This is a genomic window from Actinoallomurus sp. CA-150999, assembly GCF_050942425.1.
GTDB lineage: Bacteria > Actinomycetota > Actinomycetes > Streptosporangiales > Streptosporangiaceae > Actinoallomurus.
In genome coordinates this window covers 3,821,022-3,835,652 of sequence record NZ_CP192063.1, presented here as the reverse complement: position 1 = coordinate 3,835,652, position 14,631 = coordinate 3,821,022, and the positions used below count along the sequence as shown (strand labels likewise).

Below are 14,631 nucleotides of genomic sequence, written 5' to 3'. Positions count from 1 at the left end.
TTCCAGGCCACAAGTCGAGCCGATCCGGCAAAATGTTGGTAAAGATAACATCGGCTTTTGATGTTCTGAAACTCACGTGACGGAGCCCACAAATTTTCGGTTGCCTGATCGTCCAGATGTTGGCTAAAGTCACCGACTTGCCGGACTTGAGTCATATCAAGCCGGCTTCATAATCTTCATTGGGGGAGAATCGTCATGCCCATGCATAGGTTGCTCACCGGAGCCGGTACAGCCGTGGCTTTCGCAATCATGGTGACCGGATGTTCATCGTCGAAACCGTCCTCTCCCGGCATCACCCAACAACCCCCGGCCACCGCCAAGCAGCCCGCCGCCTCCAGCAGCCCGAGCAGCCCGGCCGGGGGGTCCGGCAACGTCCCGACCGGCACGAAGCTGAAGACGCTGGCGCCCACCGCCAAGGACCTGCCCCACGGCTGGAAGCTGGACAACGCCGGCAACTTCGACACCGGAGCCACCGTCAAGACCCCCAGTGCCCCACTGCTGCCCGGCGAGAGCTGCGCCAAGGCGATGACCAACGGCGGCGCCAAGACCCTGACCGACGACTACCAGGCCTCCTATGCGGAGCAAGGGCTCAAGACCCCCAACGACACCAGTTCCGACCTGGTCTTCAACGGCTACCAGCCCGGAGATGCCGTCAAGCAGATGACCGAGGTCAGCGCCCTGGCCAAACGCTGCGCGCACTTCACCACTCAGGCCCTCGGCGGCAAGACCGTCAAGATGACCACCAAGTCAACGGCCCTCGCGCACCTTGGTGACCAGGCACTGGACGTCAAGGTCACCCCCACCGGCCCCTACGTCGCCGACGAGATCATCCTCGTACGCTCCGGCAACGTCATCATGGCGATGGACGCCGACAGCCAATCCGGCCCGATGCCCGCTCTCAAACCGCTGGCCACACGACTCGCCAAGCGGCTACCGCTCAAGTCCTGACCCGCGCACCCGGCAGACGCCCCCACCAGAAAAGCCCGGCGGCGCCACGATCGCGCCGGTAACCGCGTCAGAGCAGAGGCCCGCCGTGGCAACCGGCGCCCTCACGTATCGCAGCCATCACCAACAGGAGCAGAGCTCGTGAAGCCAGGCCGACTGATCGTGACGTTGTGCATCGGCGTCGCCGCGATCGCCTACGGCGCGTTCCTCAGCACGAAAACGACCGCCACCTGCAACGGCAGGTCGATGGGACCGGACGACCGGTGCATCACCATCTCCCACCATGGCTTTTCCAGGGTCGCCCGGGACTCCGCCCAGCAACTGTCCAAGACCCACGACGAGGGCTACACGCTCATCGGCGTCGGCGCCTTGTTCATGGTCCTCACCGTCGTCTTCATGGTGGCCCGGCGACGCTCCCCTGCCGCAGCCGCACCAGCGTACGGTGCGCCGCCGTCGGGGCCGGCCGGCGGCCCCTACCCCCAGCACGGGCCGTACGGACAGCAGCCACCCGCAGCCGGCGGACCGCCGAACAGTCCCTACCCCGCGGCCACGCCCTACCCCAACCAGCCGTATCCGCCCAGCCCGCCCCAGCCTCCCAACGGACCGAATCCGCCCCGCAGGTACTGACAGCCACACCCTTTGAAAGCGGCGTGAAAAACTCACCGGCAAGGGACCGGCCTCATGCGCCTCTGATCTCCGAAATTCGACCAGTCGCCAGCCTCCGAATCCGCTGATGAAGGCCCACGTCGACCCGGCGACATCGATGCCACACGGAAGTGGCCGACGACGGATCCGCACCCTCGATCATCACCTCGCCTTGACGATTCGCGGTCCGGTATTTACCGTCACGAAGCCCGCTCATCCGGAGGTCACATGTCCGTCTTCAAACGCCGTCGTACCTCACCGCGGGGCGGTGCGCTCCTGTTCGGCGCGGCCGTCACCGGCCTCGTCTGCGCCGCATGGACGGCCCAGGCCCCCGCCGCCTCCGCGTCCGCCTTCCCGGGGGCCGTGGGCTACGGCGCCGGCGCGACCGGCGGCGCGGGCGGCACGACGTACCACGTGACCAACCTGAACGACTCGGGCAGCGGCTCGTTCCGCGACGCGGTCAGTGCCTCCCACCGCATCGTGGTGTTCGACGTCGCCGGCTACATCAAGTTGTCCTCCGCCGTCTCGGTCACGAGCGACATCACGATCGACGGCACGACCGCTCCCGGCCAGGGTGTCGGCTTCATGGCCCGGGAGGTGTCGTTCGCGAATTCCTCCAACGACATCGTCCGCAACGTCCGGTTCCGCGAAGGCACCCTCGACCCGGCCAGCGGCAAGGCCAGCCTGTCGCTCTACCAGAGCAGCAACATGATCTTCGACCACGTCTCGGTCGAGTTCGCCAAGTGGGACGACGTCGACGCCGTCGGCGCCTCCAACATCACCATTCAGGACTCCATCATCGCCGACCCGATCGGCCAGCAGTTCGGCGCCCACACCGAAGGCGGCCCCTTCACCTGGTACCACGACATCTTCGCCAACTCCCATAACCGCAACCCGCTGGCGAAGGCCAATACTCAGTACATCGGCAACGTCGTCTACGACTACCAGGCCGGCTACACCGCCGGGAACTCCGGCGGCAAGTTCACCCACGACGTCGTGGACAACTACTTCATCACCGGCCCGAGGACCACCAACGCCTCGAACGCCTACTACCAGATGGGCTCCAACCAGTCGACCTACAACAGCGGCAACGTGCTCGATTCCAACCGTGACGGCTCGCTGAACGGCTCCTCCCTCGCACTCGGCGGCGGCAGCGCCGCGCTGAGCTCCCCATGGTCCTCGCTGACCCCGGGCCTGGTCTCCTCGGCGGGTAGCGCCGCCTCCGCGTACGCCCACGACGTCGCGCAGGCCGGCGCCCTCCCCCGCGACCAGGTGGACACCCAGGTGATCGGCGACGTCACCTCCCTGGGTGCGAAGGGAGACCTCTGGACCAGTCAGACCGCGACCGGCCTCGGCAACGACGGCTACGGCACCCTGACCGGTTGACCTCCTCGGGTCGGCGCGCGACGCTGCGGCGGCCTCATCTCTGGGCCGGGTCGCCGCAGAACTCGTCGGCGATGAGCGCGTTGATCTCCTTTCCGGCGGCCGGGCTCAGCCTGAGGCTTCGGTTCACCGAGATCGTGATCTGGCGTGGGCCCTGAGGGCTGGTGAAGCTGTAGGTGCCGTACCCGGGCACGCCTCCCTGGTGGCCCCAGACCTGCCGACCGCACATCTCGGTGTGCCCGAGGCCCAGTCCGTACGTGAATCCGGGGAAGGCGGGTTGGGTCTGCTGCATCTGGCGCAGCAGGGCGGGCGGCACCAGTCGCCCGCCGAGCAGCGCCGAGTAGAAGAGGTTCACGTCGTGGGTGGTGGAGACGATGTCGCCGCTCGCCCACGCGGCGGACATGTTGAAGGTGGTGAGATCCGTCAACCGGGTCGACGAATACACGGCCTCGTACCCACGCGCCGACGGCTGCCGCAGCCGCGGACCGTGTCCGGCGGGGTAGGTGTGCCGCAACCCGGCCGGGTCCAGCACGCGCCGGGACAACTGGTGTGCGTAACTGTCGCCGGTGACCTTCTCCACGAGCATGCCGAGCAGGACGTAGTCGGTATTGGAGTACAGGAACTGTCTGCCGGGGGTGAACTGCAGCGGCTCCCGCGTGGCGATGCGCACGAGATCGGCCGGGGCGTAGTCCCGGTATCGCGACCGGGCCACGGTCTTCGGGTCCGGCCACAGGACGCTCCCGTAGTCGAACAGACCGCTTCGGTGCTGCAGCAACTGACGGACGGTGATCGGCTCGGAGTACGGCAGCACCCCCGGCAGGTAGCGGTCGATCGGGGCATCGAGGTCGATCCGCCCATCCGCGACGAGGCTGAGCACCAGGGTCGCCGTGAACGACTTGGTGACGCTGCCGATGCGGAACTGTCCGGAAGGCCGCGGCGGCTCGTGGGTGCGGAGATTTCCTACACCGGCCACGACGGAGCGGGTGCCATGCTCATCGCGCGTCTCGATGTTGACGCCCGGTACGCCGGCCGCGACGACCCTGCCCGCCTGTCGCACCAACGTCTGCCGAGACGGCGGCGGAACCACTGATGCGGCGGTCGGTGCGATGGGCAGCGCTACACCCGCAAGTACGGATCCGGCGACGACGGCGGACGCGTGCTTTGAGATCTTCATGATGGCGAAGCTAGTGAAGCGGCGCGGCCGGACACATTGGAGTCACCCCTCTCATCCGAGGTGGAGGTAGCCCCCGCCGAATCGAAGACCTGAGACACTGGCGGTCGTTGACTTTCTTTGGTGGCAGGGAGGATTCGGTGGATGTCGCGATCCGATTCCCGGAGGAGGACGACGACGCCACGATCCGGTCTTTGTGCGAGTGGCTTCGGCGGGATCCGGACGTCTCGCGTGAGGTGACCGTGAGGCTGCTCGGCGCACCTGCCGGGCCGGAGGACCAGGGCGGCGCTTTCGATGCCATTCAACTGGTCTTCACCGATCTCGTCAGCCTGGCGAATGTGCTCATCGCGTACGGCGCCTGGCGCACCACGCGGACGAGCAAACCCAAAGCCGAGTTCGAACGGGATGGCCGCCGCGTCGAGGACTCCGACGGGTCGGACGACAGCCGGCAGCGAGTGATCGATGCGTTGTCCGAGAACGAGTGAGGCGCGGGCTCGTCATGCCTGCAAGTCCCGAACTCTCGCGTGCCGTCTTGGTCGGCACCGCCGGCTACGAGCATCTGGAACAGCTGCCCGGGGTCACGCGCAATCTCGACCGCCTCAGGACGCTTCTCACCGATCCCGAACTGTGGGGGCTGGGTGAGGACAACTGCGCGGTCATCCTCGATGCCGGGCGGGAGGTGATCGCCGGTGCGCTCGATGCGGCCGCCCAGGCCGCGCAGGATCTGTTCCTGGTGTACTACGCCGGGCATGGGCTGTGCGCCGAACATGACGGTGCTCTGTTCCTCGCCACGCCGGGCACCAGCCAGGAGCACCTGTGGACGGCGCTGGAGTTCGAACAGGTCCGCTTGGCGTTCCGCCGTACGCGCGCCGCTCGGAAGGTACTCATTCTCGACTGCTGTTTCAGCGGTCGCGCGATCGGCGCGGACATGGGCGTCTCCGGCGCCCAGGTCGCCGATCGTGCCCTGATCGAGGGCACCTACGTATTGACGTCGACCGCGTCGACGAGGACGGCGCTCGCTCCGCAGGGAGCCGAATTCACCGCCTTTACCGGCGAGCTGATAGCGGTACTCGGGGAAGGAATCCCCGATGCCGGATCGGTTCTCGAGTGTCAGCCACTCTATGAGCAGATCCGCCGCCGGTGTTCGAGCAAGTCCTATCCCGAGCCTCAGCAACGTAATACCAGCCTCGGTGGACGGATCCCGCTGGTGCGGAACCGCGCCCACCGGGCCGAACTCAGGTCGCGATCGGTGTCGCTGGAGCCCCTCGACTTTCGTATCGAGGTCTTCCACAACGAGTACCTGCCGCCGGGCGGGGATGAGGTCAACGCCATCATCACCGTGACCGCTGAGACTCCTGGCGGCGTGGGCATCGGCGCGACGGCCGTCGCTCCGGAACGCAGGGCCGTCGTGTTCCTGCTGGGATGCGCGCCATCCATGGATTCGGGCCGGCTGTCCGCGGCGAAACAAGCGGTGATCGCGGCGATCGAGATGCTGGCGGACGGAACACGCTTCGCGGTGATCGCCGGCACCGGCGCGGCCACCGTCGTCTATCCACCCGCCGATAAGGCGCTGGCGACCGCGTCGCGCGCGACACGTGGCGAGGCGAAGACCGCCGTCGACGGCCTGCGCACGGGTTCGGGAGTCGCGTTCGGCCGGTGGCTGACCGCGGCCGCCGAGCTCCTCGCCGACGTCGATCTCGCGCACGCGATCCTCCTCACCGACTCGGTCGACGACGCTGAGACCGATGCGGAACTGAAGGCCGCGTTGGACGCGTGCCGGGGGAAGTTCAGCTGTGACTGCCGGGGGCTGGGCACCGACTGGCGCGTGGACGAACTCCGCGAGATCGCCACAAAGCTGAACGGGAGCGTCGACGTGGTCGCGCACCCGACCGACTTGACCACGGAATTCCGGAACATGGTCTCGTCCTGGATGGGCAAGACCACGCTCAACCCGTTCCTGCGAATTCAGACGCCCGATGGTCCCCATGTGAAGGTCCTCAGACAAGTCTCACCGACAACCGAGGATCTCACCACGTCCTTCGCCACGTCAGCCCGGGACACCCGTGACTACCCGCTCGGCGTCTGGGGCAGAGAATCACGCGACTACCACCTCACCATTAAAATCCCCCCGCGAAAGACCAGAATCGAAGTGCTCGCAGCCCAGGTGAGCATCATCAGCACCGACACCCCTGAAGGCTCTTCCGAAGCCGGGGAAGAGGTCGTCGCGCAGGCCCTGATCCCCGCATGCTGGACCGACGACGAAGCCCATACCCGCGTCAATGCACAGGTCGCGCACTACACCGGCCAGGCCGAGTTGGCAGCCGCGATCGAGGCGGGCCTACGCCCCCGCACTGAATGGAAGTCCACCGGCATCCCGGCGAGTTTCTGCTCATCCTGCGGGCAGGCCCTATCTCATGGAGACCGATTCTGCGATGCATGCGGATACGGCACCCACCAACACTAGGACCCAGAGGATGGGCCTGGCCGGCTCGCTGACCGCGTTGGTTGAGGCTCATGCTCGGAGCGGCACGCTCGGTCACTCGAAGATCTCTGAGGTTTTTCGCCGGGCGATGTCGATGTGAGCCGGCCGCCTTCGTCGGTTGGGCGAAAGTCCACCAGGGACGAACGGAGATCTCATGAACACCGACATCACCGCACCGGCGCCCAAGATCGCGGACCGGGCCGGCTACCAGGCCGAACTGGACGTGCTGCGGATCCGGGAGAAGGCGCACACCCACGAAGGCGACGCGATCGCGGCCGCTCGGCGCCGGCTGCCGATGGTGGAGGTCGACGCCGGCGCCACACTGGTCGGCCCGGCCGGACCGGTCACGTTGCTGGAGACGTTCGAGGGCCGCCGCCAGCTGATCGCCTACTACCAGATGTGGAACACCGGCCACCCGGCCACCGAGCAGTGCGAGGGCTGCACGTTCTTCAACAGCCAGGTCCGCGAGCTGTCCTACCTGCACGTACGCGACATCACGTACGCGACCTTCTGCCAGGGCCCGTACGAGGAGAGCGTCCGCTACCGCGACTTCATGGGCTGGGACGTGCCCTGGTACTCCGCGGCGGAGTCCATCGACGTCCTGATGGCGGGCCGCGGCCCGTTCATGCTGGCGAGCTACCTGCGCCAGGGCGACCGGGTGTTCGAGACGTACTGGACCACCGGCCGTGGCGTCGAGGTGATGGACGTCACCTACGGCCTCCTGGACAGGACCGCGTACGGGCGGCAGGAGGCGTGGGAGGACTCGCCCGCCGGCTGGCCGCAGGCCGACGACATCGCCCGGACCAACGGACGTCCCAGCGCCCAGTGGCCCCGCTTGGAAGCCGGACGCTCCGACGACCTCGGGCCGGTGCGTTAGGGCCTGCCTCGAAGACCCGCTGTCCTACTGCGCGGCGCCTTCGAGAAAGGCCCTTGAGGCAGGCGGCGTACGTCACCGGTTGCCGAGGCGGCCCGGGGGAAGTCATGGAGCATGCGGCTCAGCGGTGCTCGGGTACTGGTCACCGGGGCGTCCTCCGGCATCGGGGCGGCGACCGCGCGGGAGATGGCGAGGGCCGGGGCGCGTCTCGTCCTGGTAGGGCGTGACCGGCCCCGGCTCGACGCCGTCGCCGCCGAGACCGGGGGCCGGGCCGTCGTGGGCGATCTGACCGCGGACGCCGCCTCCCTGGTCTCACGCACCGGGCCGGTGGACGTGCTGGTGAACAACGCCGGGGCGGGCTGGGCGGGACCGCTCGCGCGGATGCCGGGCGAGGCCATCGAACGGCTGGCCGCGGTGAACCTCACCGCCCCGATCCTGCTGACCCGACTGCTGCTGCCCGGCATGATCGAGCGCGGCGCCGGCCACGTGGTGTTCGTCGCCTCCATCGCCGGGGCGGTCGGGGTACGGGAGGAGGCGGTGTACTCCGCGACCAAGGGCGGACTGATCGTCTTCGCCGAGGGGCTGCGCCATGAACTGCGTGACGTCGGCGTGTCGGTGGTCCTGCCCGGCGTCGTCGACACGCCCTTCTTCGACCGGCGAGGGACCCCGTACGCGCGCCGCCGGCCACGGCCGATCCCACCGGAGCGAGTGGCGCGGACGATCGTGTCCGCGATCGAACAGGGCCGCGCGGAGTGCTATGTGCCGGGCTGGCTCCGGCTGCCGTCCCGGCTCAGGGGCGCGGCGCCGGGCGTCTTCCGCGCTCTCAGCGGCCGGTTCGGCTGACCGAACGGCGGCCGTTCCGCGTCCTGACGGACAGCCAAGCCGTCCCGCCCCCGACGGGCAAGCGGCCGGGCGGGCCGCCGATTCGCCCGGGCTTCCCGGAAGCGGGGCGACCTGATAGGCCAGAAGAATGCAGAAACCCGCCACCGCACTCCGCCGCCTCGCCGTCTCGATCGCGGCGCTCCTCGCCGTCACCGCCGCGTCCCCCGCGGCGCAGGCGCGTACGGAGCCGAAGGCCCCCAAGGAGTTCGTCGCGCTGAGCGACGTCGACCCGACGATCATCCAGGAGATGCGCTACTACACGGTGCACGATTTCGTGGGCGCGCGCATCGACGGATACCGGCAGCCGATCTGCATCCTGACCCGGCCCGCCGCCGAGGCCCTGCACAAGGTCCAGGGGAAACTGCTGCGCCAGGGCTACTCGCTGAAGGTGTACGACTGCTACCGCCCACAGCGCGCCGTGAACAACTTCGTACGGTGGGCGAAGGACCCGAAGGCCACCTCGATGAAGGCCGAGTTCTATCCGCGCGTCGACAAGTCGCGGCTGTTCGCGGACGGCTACATCGCCGAGAAGTCCGGGCACAGCCGGGGCAGCACGATGGACCTGACCATCGTGAAGCTGCCCGCCCGGCCGACGCCGCCGTACCGGCCGGGACAGCGCCTGGTCCCCTGCTACGCACCGCAGGCGCAGCGGTTCCCCGACAACTCGATCGACATGGGCACCGGGTTCGACTGCTTCGACACGCTCGCGCACACCCTCGACCCGCGGATCAAGGGCGTGCAGCACGCGAACCGGCTCATGCTGAAGAAGAGCATGGAGGCCGCCGGCTTCGTCAACCTCGCCGAGGAGTGGTGGCACTTCACGTACCAGCCCGAGCCGTTCCCGAACACCTACTTCGACTTCCCGGTCTCGCACGGCTCGCTGGCCGGGCGGCGTTGAGCCCTCAGACGGCGCAGCGCAGCGGGCCGCCGTTGTAGTCGATGGCGTCGGTGAAGGCGGCGAGCAGGTCGAGCTCGCCGCCTTCGGCGTCCGCGTACGCGCGGTGCAGGTTGAGGACGACGCGCTCACGGTCCGGCCATTCGGCGAAGGGTCCGAGATCGCACTCCCGCGCCGCCTCCAGAGGAGTGAGCCCCGCCGCCCTGCCGTTCCGCGCGGTGTCGAGGATGAAGCGGTAGTACGCCTCGTGCGCCGCGAGGACCGGCGAGAGATCTCCGGTGATGAGCGCGCCGTGGCCGGGGACGACGGTACGCGCGCCGAAGCCGGCCAGCCAGTCGAGCGAGCGCAGCGCCCCCTCGACGGAGCCCATGAACACCAGCGGCGTCACCTCGTGGAAGATCAGGTCGCCGGTGAACAGCACCTGCTCCTCCGGCAGCCAGGCGACGACGTCGCCACCCGTGTGAGCGCGGTGCCCGGGATGCCGCAGCTCGATCCGCCGCTCCCCGGTGAACAGCGTCAGCTCGTCGTCCAGGACGACGGTCGGCGGCCGCACCTGCGAGATGCCCCAGTCGGGCGACGGCGACCAGACCGGCGGGGTTGACTTCAGGATGAAGTCCCCCAGCAACTGCTCGCGGGTGACCCGGTGCCCGACCACGACGGTGGAGTCGGGAAGGAGCGCGTTGCCGTACGCGTGGTCGCCGTGGAAGTGGGTGTTGACCGCCATCCGCACCGGGCCGCCACCGGTCGCCAGGTCCACCGCGGCGAGGAACCGGCGGGTCCGCGCGGCGGTCGCGCAGGTGTCGATGAGGATGACGCCGTCGGCGCCGTGCACGGCCCCGGCATTGTTGATCCACCAGGAACCATCCGGTTGCCGCCAGGCGAAAACCCCCGGAGCAACCTCGGTCAGTCGCGCCTCAGCACCGTCGGCCATCGCGATCCCACGCCTTTCCTGCCTCTGGATGGGGACGAAGCGGCCACCAAGACGACCGTGCCCGCGGACATGCGGCGATCGTAGCGGGGCTAGGGCCTGTCTCGAAGTCCCGCTGTCCTACTGCGCGGCGTCCAGGCGGCGCCTCGCCGCGTTGTCGTCGGTCGCCAGCCAACACCGGGCTGATTCCCTCCTCCGCCTTGCGAGGCACCACCTGGACGCCGCTCGCTACGGACGGGGACTTCGAGACAGGCCCTAGCCGATCCGGCGATCGCGGCCCGCGACGAGGCCGGCCACCAGTTGCAGCAGCATGAGCACCGCCATCAGGGTGAGCGGAGTCCGCCAGCCGCCGCTGTGCTGGTAGAGCGTCCCGACGAGGATCGGCACGGGCATCGACAGCAGGTAGCCGGTGCTCTGCGAAAAGGCGGAAAGCCGCGTCACCGTCGCGCCGTCCCGGCCGCGCATCCCGATCATCGTCAGGACCAGGGGGAAGGCGCAGTTCGAGAGGCCGAGGAGCACGGCCCACAGCCATGCCCCGGCGGCCGGCGCGAACCACAGCCCGGCGTATCCGGCCAGGCCGCACACTGCCAGGGCGGCCGCCAGACCGCTCTGGTTCCGCAGGCGGCCCGCGACGGCGGACAGCGCGAAGGACAGGGGCACGCCGAGCAGCGACGTGACGGCGAACAGCAGACCGGCGGTCTCCGCCGACAGCCCGGCGTCGCGGAACATCTGCGGCAGCCAGCCGATGATGACGTACGCGGCGCCGGCCTGCAGGCCGAAGAACACCGCGAGCGCCCAGGCGGTGGCGTTCCGGGTGACGCGGACACCGGACGCGGGGGCATCGGGCACCGGGGCATCGGACGCGGGGATGTCCACGTCCGGCTCCGAGGTCGCGGGGGTATCGCGGGCGGGGACGGGCACGCCAGTGCCCGGTGCGGCCGCGGTACGGCGGCGGGCGAGGAGGAACCACGCGGGCACGGCCACGGCCGCGAGGACCGCCCAGGCTCCCAGCCCCGCACGCCAGTCACCGCCGAACCCCCGGGCCAGCGGAACGGTCACCGCGGCGGCGGTCGAGGCGCCGACGTTGAGGGCCATGGAGTACAGGCCGGTCATCGCGCCGACCCGGTCGGGGAACCGCTGCTTGACGACCACCGGCAGCAGCACGTTGATGACCGCGATCCCGGCGAGGGCGACGGCGCTCAGCGCGACGAACACGGACGTGCCCGACGCGAAGGGACGCGTCGCCAGGCCGATCGCCATCACGACGGCGCCGGTGGCGATGACGCCCTCGGCGCCGTAGCGGTGGGCGAGGCGGGGCGCGGCGAAGCCGACGAGCGCGAAGCACAGCGCCGGGAGCGAGGTGAGCAGCCCGGCGACGGTGGCGCTCATCCCCAGCGCGGCGCGTACCTCTTCGAGCACCGGGCCGACGCTCGTCACGGCGGGACGCAGGTTGAGCGCGGCCAGGACGAGGGCGGCCGCAGCCAGGTGACGCTTCCCGAAAGCGGGCCGGATCTGGTCCGCCGGCGGTTCGGCACAGTGCGGACGAACCGCCTCATTGTTCGACATAACGCTAATCGTAGAATGATGGGATGAATCTCGGTCCAGTTCCCCGCCGGGCGGTTCTGTCCGACCAGGTGATCGCCCGGCTGCGACAGCAGATCACCTCGGGTGCCTGGCCGGTCGGGTCACGCATCCCGACCGAACCAGAGCTGGTCGAGCAGCTGGGCGTCGCCCGCAACACCGTGCGCGAGGCCGTACGCGCGCTCGCGCACAACGGGATGCTCGACATCCGCCAGGGTTCGGGCACCTACGTCGTGGCGACCAGCGAGCTGGCCGGCGTAATGCAGCGCCGCTTCGCCGCTGTCGAGCAGCGCGACGTGGCCGAGGTACGGGGCACTCTGGAGGCCTCGGCGGCGAGGCTCGCGGCCGAGCGCCGGACGGACGACGACCTACGGCGACTCGACGCGCTCCTGAAGCGACGGGAGGAGGCCTGGGAGTCCGGCGACCGGGACGTCTTCGTCGACGCGGACGCGGCCTTCCACCTGGCGGTGGTCGCCGCCTCGCACAACGAGGTCCTGTCCGAGCTGTACGCCGACCTCGGGCAGGTGATCCGCGACTCGCTCCGCGAGCACTTCGGGGCCGAACTGTCCCCCGGCGAGTACATGGACCACGCGCGCCTGCTCGACGCCGTCCGCGCCGGGGACGCGGACACGGCCGCCGCCGAGGCCGCGGCCCACCACACCGGCTGCCGCGTCGCCCGCTGACCGGCACCAGATCGCAACGTTCCAGCTCCGTGATGGCGTGCTCGAGACGCGTTCCGTATTCCAGGCCGGAGTCCCTTTCATGGCGCCACCGATGAACGGGAACCAGCGCTAAGGCACATGGACGCATCGTGGGGTCACGACACCTCGTCGCCGGGGGTGGACTAGCGCGGGCGCAGGCCGTCCATGAGCACCGTGATGAACGCGGCGGTGAGCTCCGGGGAGGCCGGTCGGGTCCGCGCGATCGCGTAGGCGGTCTGACCGATCAGGACGGTGGCGACGGCCGGATCGAGGTCGGTGCGGATCGCGCCGTCCCGTCGCGCCCCGTCGACCATCTCCTCCACGACCCGTACCAGCTCACCTCGCAGCGCCACGGTGGCCGGCACGTCCAGGCCGTCCAGTTCGTCGCTGATGGCGTGGTGAGTGGACTGGAAGTCGATCAGCTCGGCGAGGAAGGCGCGCAGCGCCTGTTCCGGAGCGATCTGATCCAGCAGCTCCCGGGCGCGCCGGATCACCGGTTCGAGCAGGCCGGACACGGCGGCGTCGAGGAGGGCGTCCTTGCCGCCGAAGGCGCGCACGACGGTCGCCGCGCCCAGGCCGGCCTTCTTGGCGATGGCCTCCACGGTGAGGCGCGTGCCCGGCTCGGCCAGCAGCGCCGTGGCCGCTTCAAGGGCGAGCCGCCGGTTACGTACGGCGTCGGCCCTGCGCCCGCTCCCGCCACCCGTTGACATCTGGAATGCCCCTTCCACATAATCTAACTGGAATGCGTATTTCACTTACTCTACTGCGAGAGGACCACCATGAACGAGCGCATCCTGATCTCGGGGGCGAGCATCGCCGGGCTGACGCTGGCGCACTGGCTGGCCCGGTACGGCTTCCGGCCCACCGTGATCGAGCGCGCCCCCGGGCTGCGCGCCGGCGGCAACGGCGTTGACGTGCGCGGCCAGGCCGTCGACGTGGTCGAGCGCATGGGGCTCATGCCGGACGTGCGGGCGGCGGCCGCCGACGTTCACGGCATGAAGTTCGTCGACGCCGACGACCGGGCCATCGCGCGCATCGACACCCGGGACGCCGACGCCATCGAGATCATGCGCGGCGACCTGGTGGCGCTCCTGCACGAGAAGACCGACGCCGAATACCTCTACGGCGACTCCATCCGCCACCTCGAACAGGACGATGACGGCGTGACGGTCGCCTTCGACCACGCGGACACCCGCCGCTTCGACCTGGTCATCGGCGCCGACGGCATGCACTCCACGGTCCGCCGGCTGGCCTTCGGCCCGGAAGAGCGGTTCGTCCGGCACCGGGACCACTACTTCGCCTTCGCCAACGCCGACGCGTCGCTCGGCGAGAACCGCTGGGTGACCCTGCACAACCCGGTGCCCGGCAAGATGACCGGCGTCTACCGCTCCGGCAACCACGCCCAGGCCAAGGCGTACTTCATCTTCCGCTCCGAGCCGCTGGCCTACGACCACCGCGACATCGAGCAGCACAAGCGCCTGGTCGGCGAGGCGTTCGCGGGCGAGTCGTCGTGGCGGACCGAGGAACTGCTCGCCTCCGCGCTCGCCGACCCGGAGTTCTACTTCGACGCCTTGAGCCAGGTGCGGATGGACTCATGGTCGGCGGGCCGGGTGGCGCTGGTGGGCGACGCCGCCTGGTGCGCCTCCCCGGCCTCCGGCGCAGGCGCGGAACTGGCCCTGGTCGGCGCCTACCGGCTCGCCGGCGAACTCGCCGCCGCCGGCGGAGATCACCTCATCGCCTTCCCCCGCTACGACGACGCCCACCGCCCGTTGGTCGACAAGAAGCAGCAGATCGGCCCCAACGTCCGCCTCATGGTGCCCAAGACCGCCGGAGGCCAGTGCCTCCGCGACACCGTCGCCCGACTGCCGCTGACGCGCCTACTCGGCGCCGTCGAACGCCTGACCAAGAGCACCCCGGCACTCCCCGAGTACACCCTGGCCCACTGATCCGGCCCCATCGGCTCCGGTGCACCAGACCCGGACGCATCGGATCCAGGGGCAGCCCCGGACGCACCCGATCCGGGGGCGGACCCGGACACAGCGGACCGGAGGCCGCCTCGGACGCATCCGATCCGGAGGCAGCCCCGGACGCACCCGGTCCGGACGCACCAGACCCGGCCGCGCCGGTCCGGACGCAACGGGTGC

General features: G+C 69.6%; 14 protein-coding genes. 10 read left to right on the top strand and 4 right to left on the bottom strand.

Annotated elements, in window-relative coordinates; all coding sequences use genetic code 11:
• Positions 1–234: 234 nt before the first annotated feature.
• The 3 genes from ACQP2O_RS18020 to ACQP2O_RS18010 all read left to right on the top strand — a co-directional run bounded on the left by ACQP2O_RS18020 (position 235) and on the right by ACQP2O_RS18010 (position 2,976).
• On the top strand, positions 235–948 hold the full coding sequence (locus ACQP2O_RS18020) for a hypothetical protein (RefSeq protein WP_433186038.1): 714 nt from the start codon (positions 235–237) through the stop codon (positions 946–948).
• 138 nt (positions 949–1,086) lie between these two features.
• Entirely contained in the window at positions 1,087–1,572 is a 486-nt protein-coding gene (locus ACQP2O_RS18015) for a hypothetical protein (RefSeq protein ID WP_433186035.1), read from the top strand.
• A 246-nt stretch (positions 1,573–1,818) separates the two neighbouring features.
• A complete protein-coding gene (locus tag ACQP2O_RS18010) occupies positions 1,819–2,976 on the top strand; it encodes a hypothetical protein (RefSeq protein ID WP_433186032.1) in 1,158 nt (385 codons plus the stop codon).
• Between the two features lie 34 nt (positions 2,977–3,010).
• Here ACQP2O_RS18010 and ACQP2O_RS18005 read toward each other — a convergent pair whose 3' ends face one another.
• Positions 3,011–4,147, bottom strand: coding sequence for a serine hydrolase domain-containing protein (locus tag ACQP2O_RS18005; RefSeq protein WP_433186029.1), 1,137 nt, complete (start codon positions 4,145–4,147; stop codon positions 3,011–3,013).
• A 137-nt stretch (positions 4,148–4,284) separates the two neighbouring features.
• Between ACQP2O_RS18005 and ACQP2O_RS18000 the strand changes: the two genes are divergently transcribed.
• The 5 genes from ACQP2O_RS18000 (at position 4,285) to ACQP2O_RS17980 (ending at position 9,280) form a co-directional block, all read left to right on the top strand.
• A complete protein-coding gene (locus ACQP2O_RS18000) occupies positions 4,285–4,629 on the top strand; it encodes an effector-associated constant component EACC1 (RefSeq protein WP_433186026.1) in 345 nt (114 codons plus the stop codon).
• Positions 4,630–4,676: 47 nt separating this feature from the next.
• Entirely contained in the window at positions 4,677–6,608 is a 1,932-nt protein-coding gene (locus ACQP2O_RS17995; protein ID WP_433186024.1) for a caspase, EACC1-associated type, read from the top strand.
• Positions 6,609–6,780: 172 nt separating this feature from the next.
• Positions 6,781–7,503 (top strand): DUF899 family protein, encoded by a 723-nt coding sequence (locus ACQP2O_RS17990; RefSeq protein ID WP_433186021.1) that lies wholly within the window; start codon positions 6,781–6,783, stop codon positions 7,501–7,503.
• Positions 7,504–7,614: 111 nt separating this feature from the next.
• Positions 7,615–8,343, top strand: coding sequence for an SDR family NAD(P)-dependent oxidoreductase (locus ACQP2O_RS17985; protein ID WP_433186019.1), 729 nt, complete (start codon positions 7,615–7,617; stop codon positions 8,341–8,343).
• A 127-nt stretch (positions 8,344–8,470) separates the two neighbouring features.
• Positions 8,471–9,280, top strand: coding sequence for a M15 family metallopeptidase (locus tag ACQP2O_RS17980; protein ID WP_433186016.1), 810 nt, complete (start codon positions 8,471–8,473; stop codon positions 9,278–9,280).
• Positions 9,281–9,284: 4 nt separating this feature from the next.
• Here the strand turns inward: ACQP2O_RS17980 and ACQP2O_RS17975 are convergent, their stop codons facing one another.
• The gene (locus tag ACQP2O_RS17975; RefSeq protein ID WP_433186014.1) at positions 9,285–10,208 is read right to left on the bottom strand and encodes an MBL fold metallo-hydrolase; all 924 of its coding nucleotides are present in this window, start codon (positions 10,206–10,208) and stop codon (positions 9,285–9,287) included.
• A 252-nt stretch (positions 10,209–10,460) separates the two neighbouring features.
• Complete coding sequence (locus ACQP2O_RS17970; RefSeq protein WP_433186011.1) at positions 10,461–11,771, bottom strand: CynX/NimT family MFS transporter; 1,311 nt, start codon at positions 11,769–11,771, stop codon at positions 10,461–10,463.
• 23 nt (positions 11,772–11,794) lie between these two features.
• Between ACQP2O_RS17970 and ACQP2O_RS17965 the strand changes: the two genes are divergently transcribed.
• Entirely contained in the window at positions 11,795–12,469 is a 675-nt protein-coding gene (locus tag ACQP2O_RS17965) for a FadR/GntR family transcriptional regulator (protein WP_433186008.1), read from the top strand.
• A gap of 161 nt (positions 12,470–12,630) precedes the next feature.
• Here the strand turns inward: ACQP2O_RS17965 and ACQP2O_RS17960 are convergent, their stop codons facing one another.
• Positions 12,631–13,197 carry a TetR/AcrR family transcriptional regulator gene (locus ACQP2O_RS17960; RefSeq protein WP_433186005.1) on the bottom strand — a complete coding sequence of 189 codons (567 nt, stop codon included), beginning with the start codon at positions 13,195–13,197 and terminating at the stop codon, positions 12,631–12,633.
• A 69-nt stretch (positions 13,198–13,266) separates the two neighbouring features.
• On the opposite strand from ACQP2O_RS17960, the gene ACQP2O_RS17955 reads away from it, so the two are divergent.
• Positions 13,267–14,433 (top strand): FAD-dependent monooxygenase, encoded by a 1,167-nt coding sequence (locus tag ACQP2O_RS17955; protein ID WP_433186002.1) that lies wholly within the window; start codon positions 13,267–13,269, stop codon positions 14,431–14,433.
• Positions 14,434–14,631: the final 198 nt, after the last annotated feature.

Excerpts from the sequence above, each read along its gene's own strand:
- ACQP2O_RS17970 (WP_433186011.1), bottom strand. The coding sequence starts at position 11,771 with ATGTCGAACAATGAGGCGGTTCGTCCGCACTGTGCCGAACCGCCGGCG.
- ACQP2O_RS17980 (WP_433186016.1), top strand. The coding sequence starts at position 8,471 with ATGCAGAAACCCGCCACCGCACTCCGCCGCCTCGCCGTCTCGATCGCG.
- ACQP2O_RS17985 (WP_433186019.1), top strand. The coding sequence starts at position 7,615 with ATGCGGCTCAGCGGTGCTCGGGTACTGGTCACCGGGGCGTCCTCCGGC.
- ACQP2O_RS17975 (WP_433186014.1), bottom strand. The coding sequence starts at position 10,208 with ATGGCCGACGGTGCTGAGGCGCGACTGACCGAGGTTGCTCCGGGGGTT.
- ACQP2O_RS18005 (WP_433186029.1), bottom strand. The coding sequence starts at position 4,147 with ATGAAGATCTCAAAGCACGCGTCCGCCGTCGTCGCCGGATCCGTACTT.
- ACQP2O_RS18010 (WP_433186032.1), top strand. The coding sequence starts at position 1,819 with ATGTCCGTCTTCAAACGCCGTCGTACCTCACCGCGGGGCGGTGCGCTC.
- ACQP2O_RS17960 (WP_433186005.1), bottom strand. The coding sequence starts at position 13,197 with ATGTCAACGGGTGGCGGGAGCGGGCGCAGGGCCGACGCCGTACGTAAC.
- ACQP2O_RS17990 (WP_433186021.1), top strand. The coding sequence starts at position 6,781 with ATGAACACCGACATCACCGCACCGGCGCCCAAGATCGCGGACCGGGCC.
- ACQP2O_RS17965 (WP_433186008.1), top strand. The coding sequence starts at position 11,795 with ATGAATCTCGGTCCAGTTCCCCGCCGGGCGGTTCTGTCCGACCAGGTG.
- ACQP2O_RS17955 (WP_433186002.1), top strand. The coding sequence starts at position 13,267 with ATGAACGAGCGCATCCTGATCTCGGGGGCGAGCATCGCCGGGCTGACG.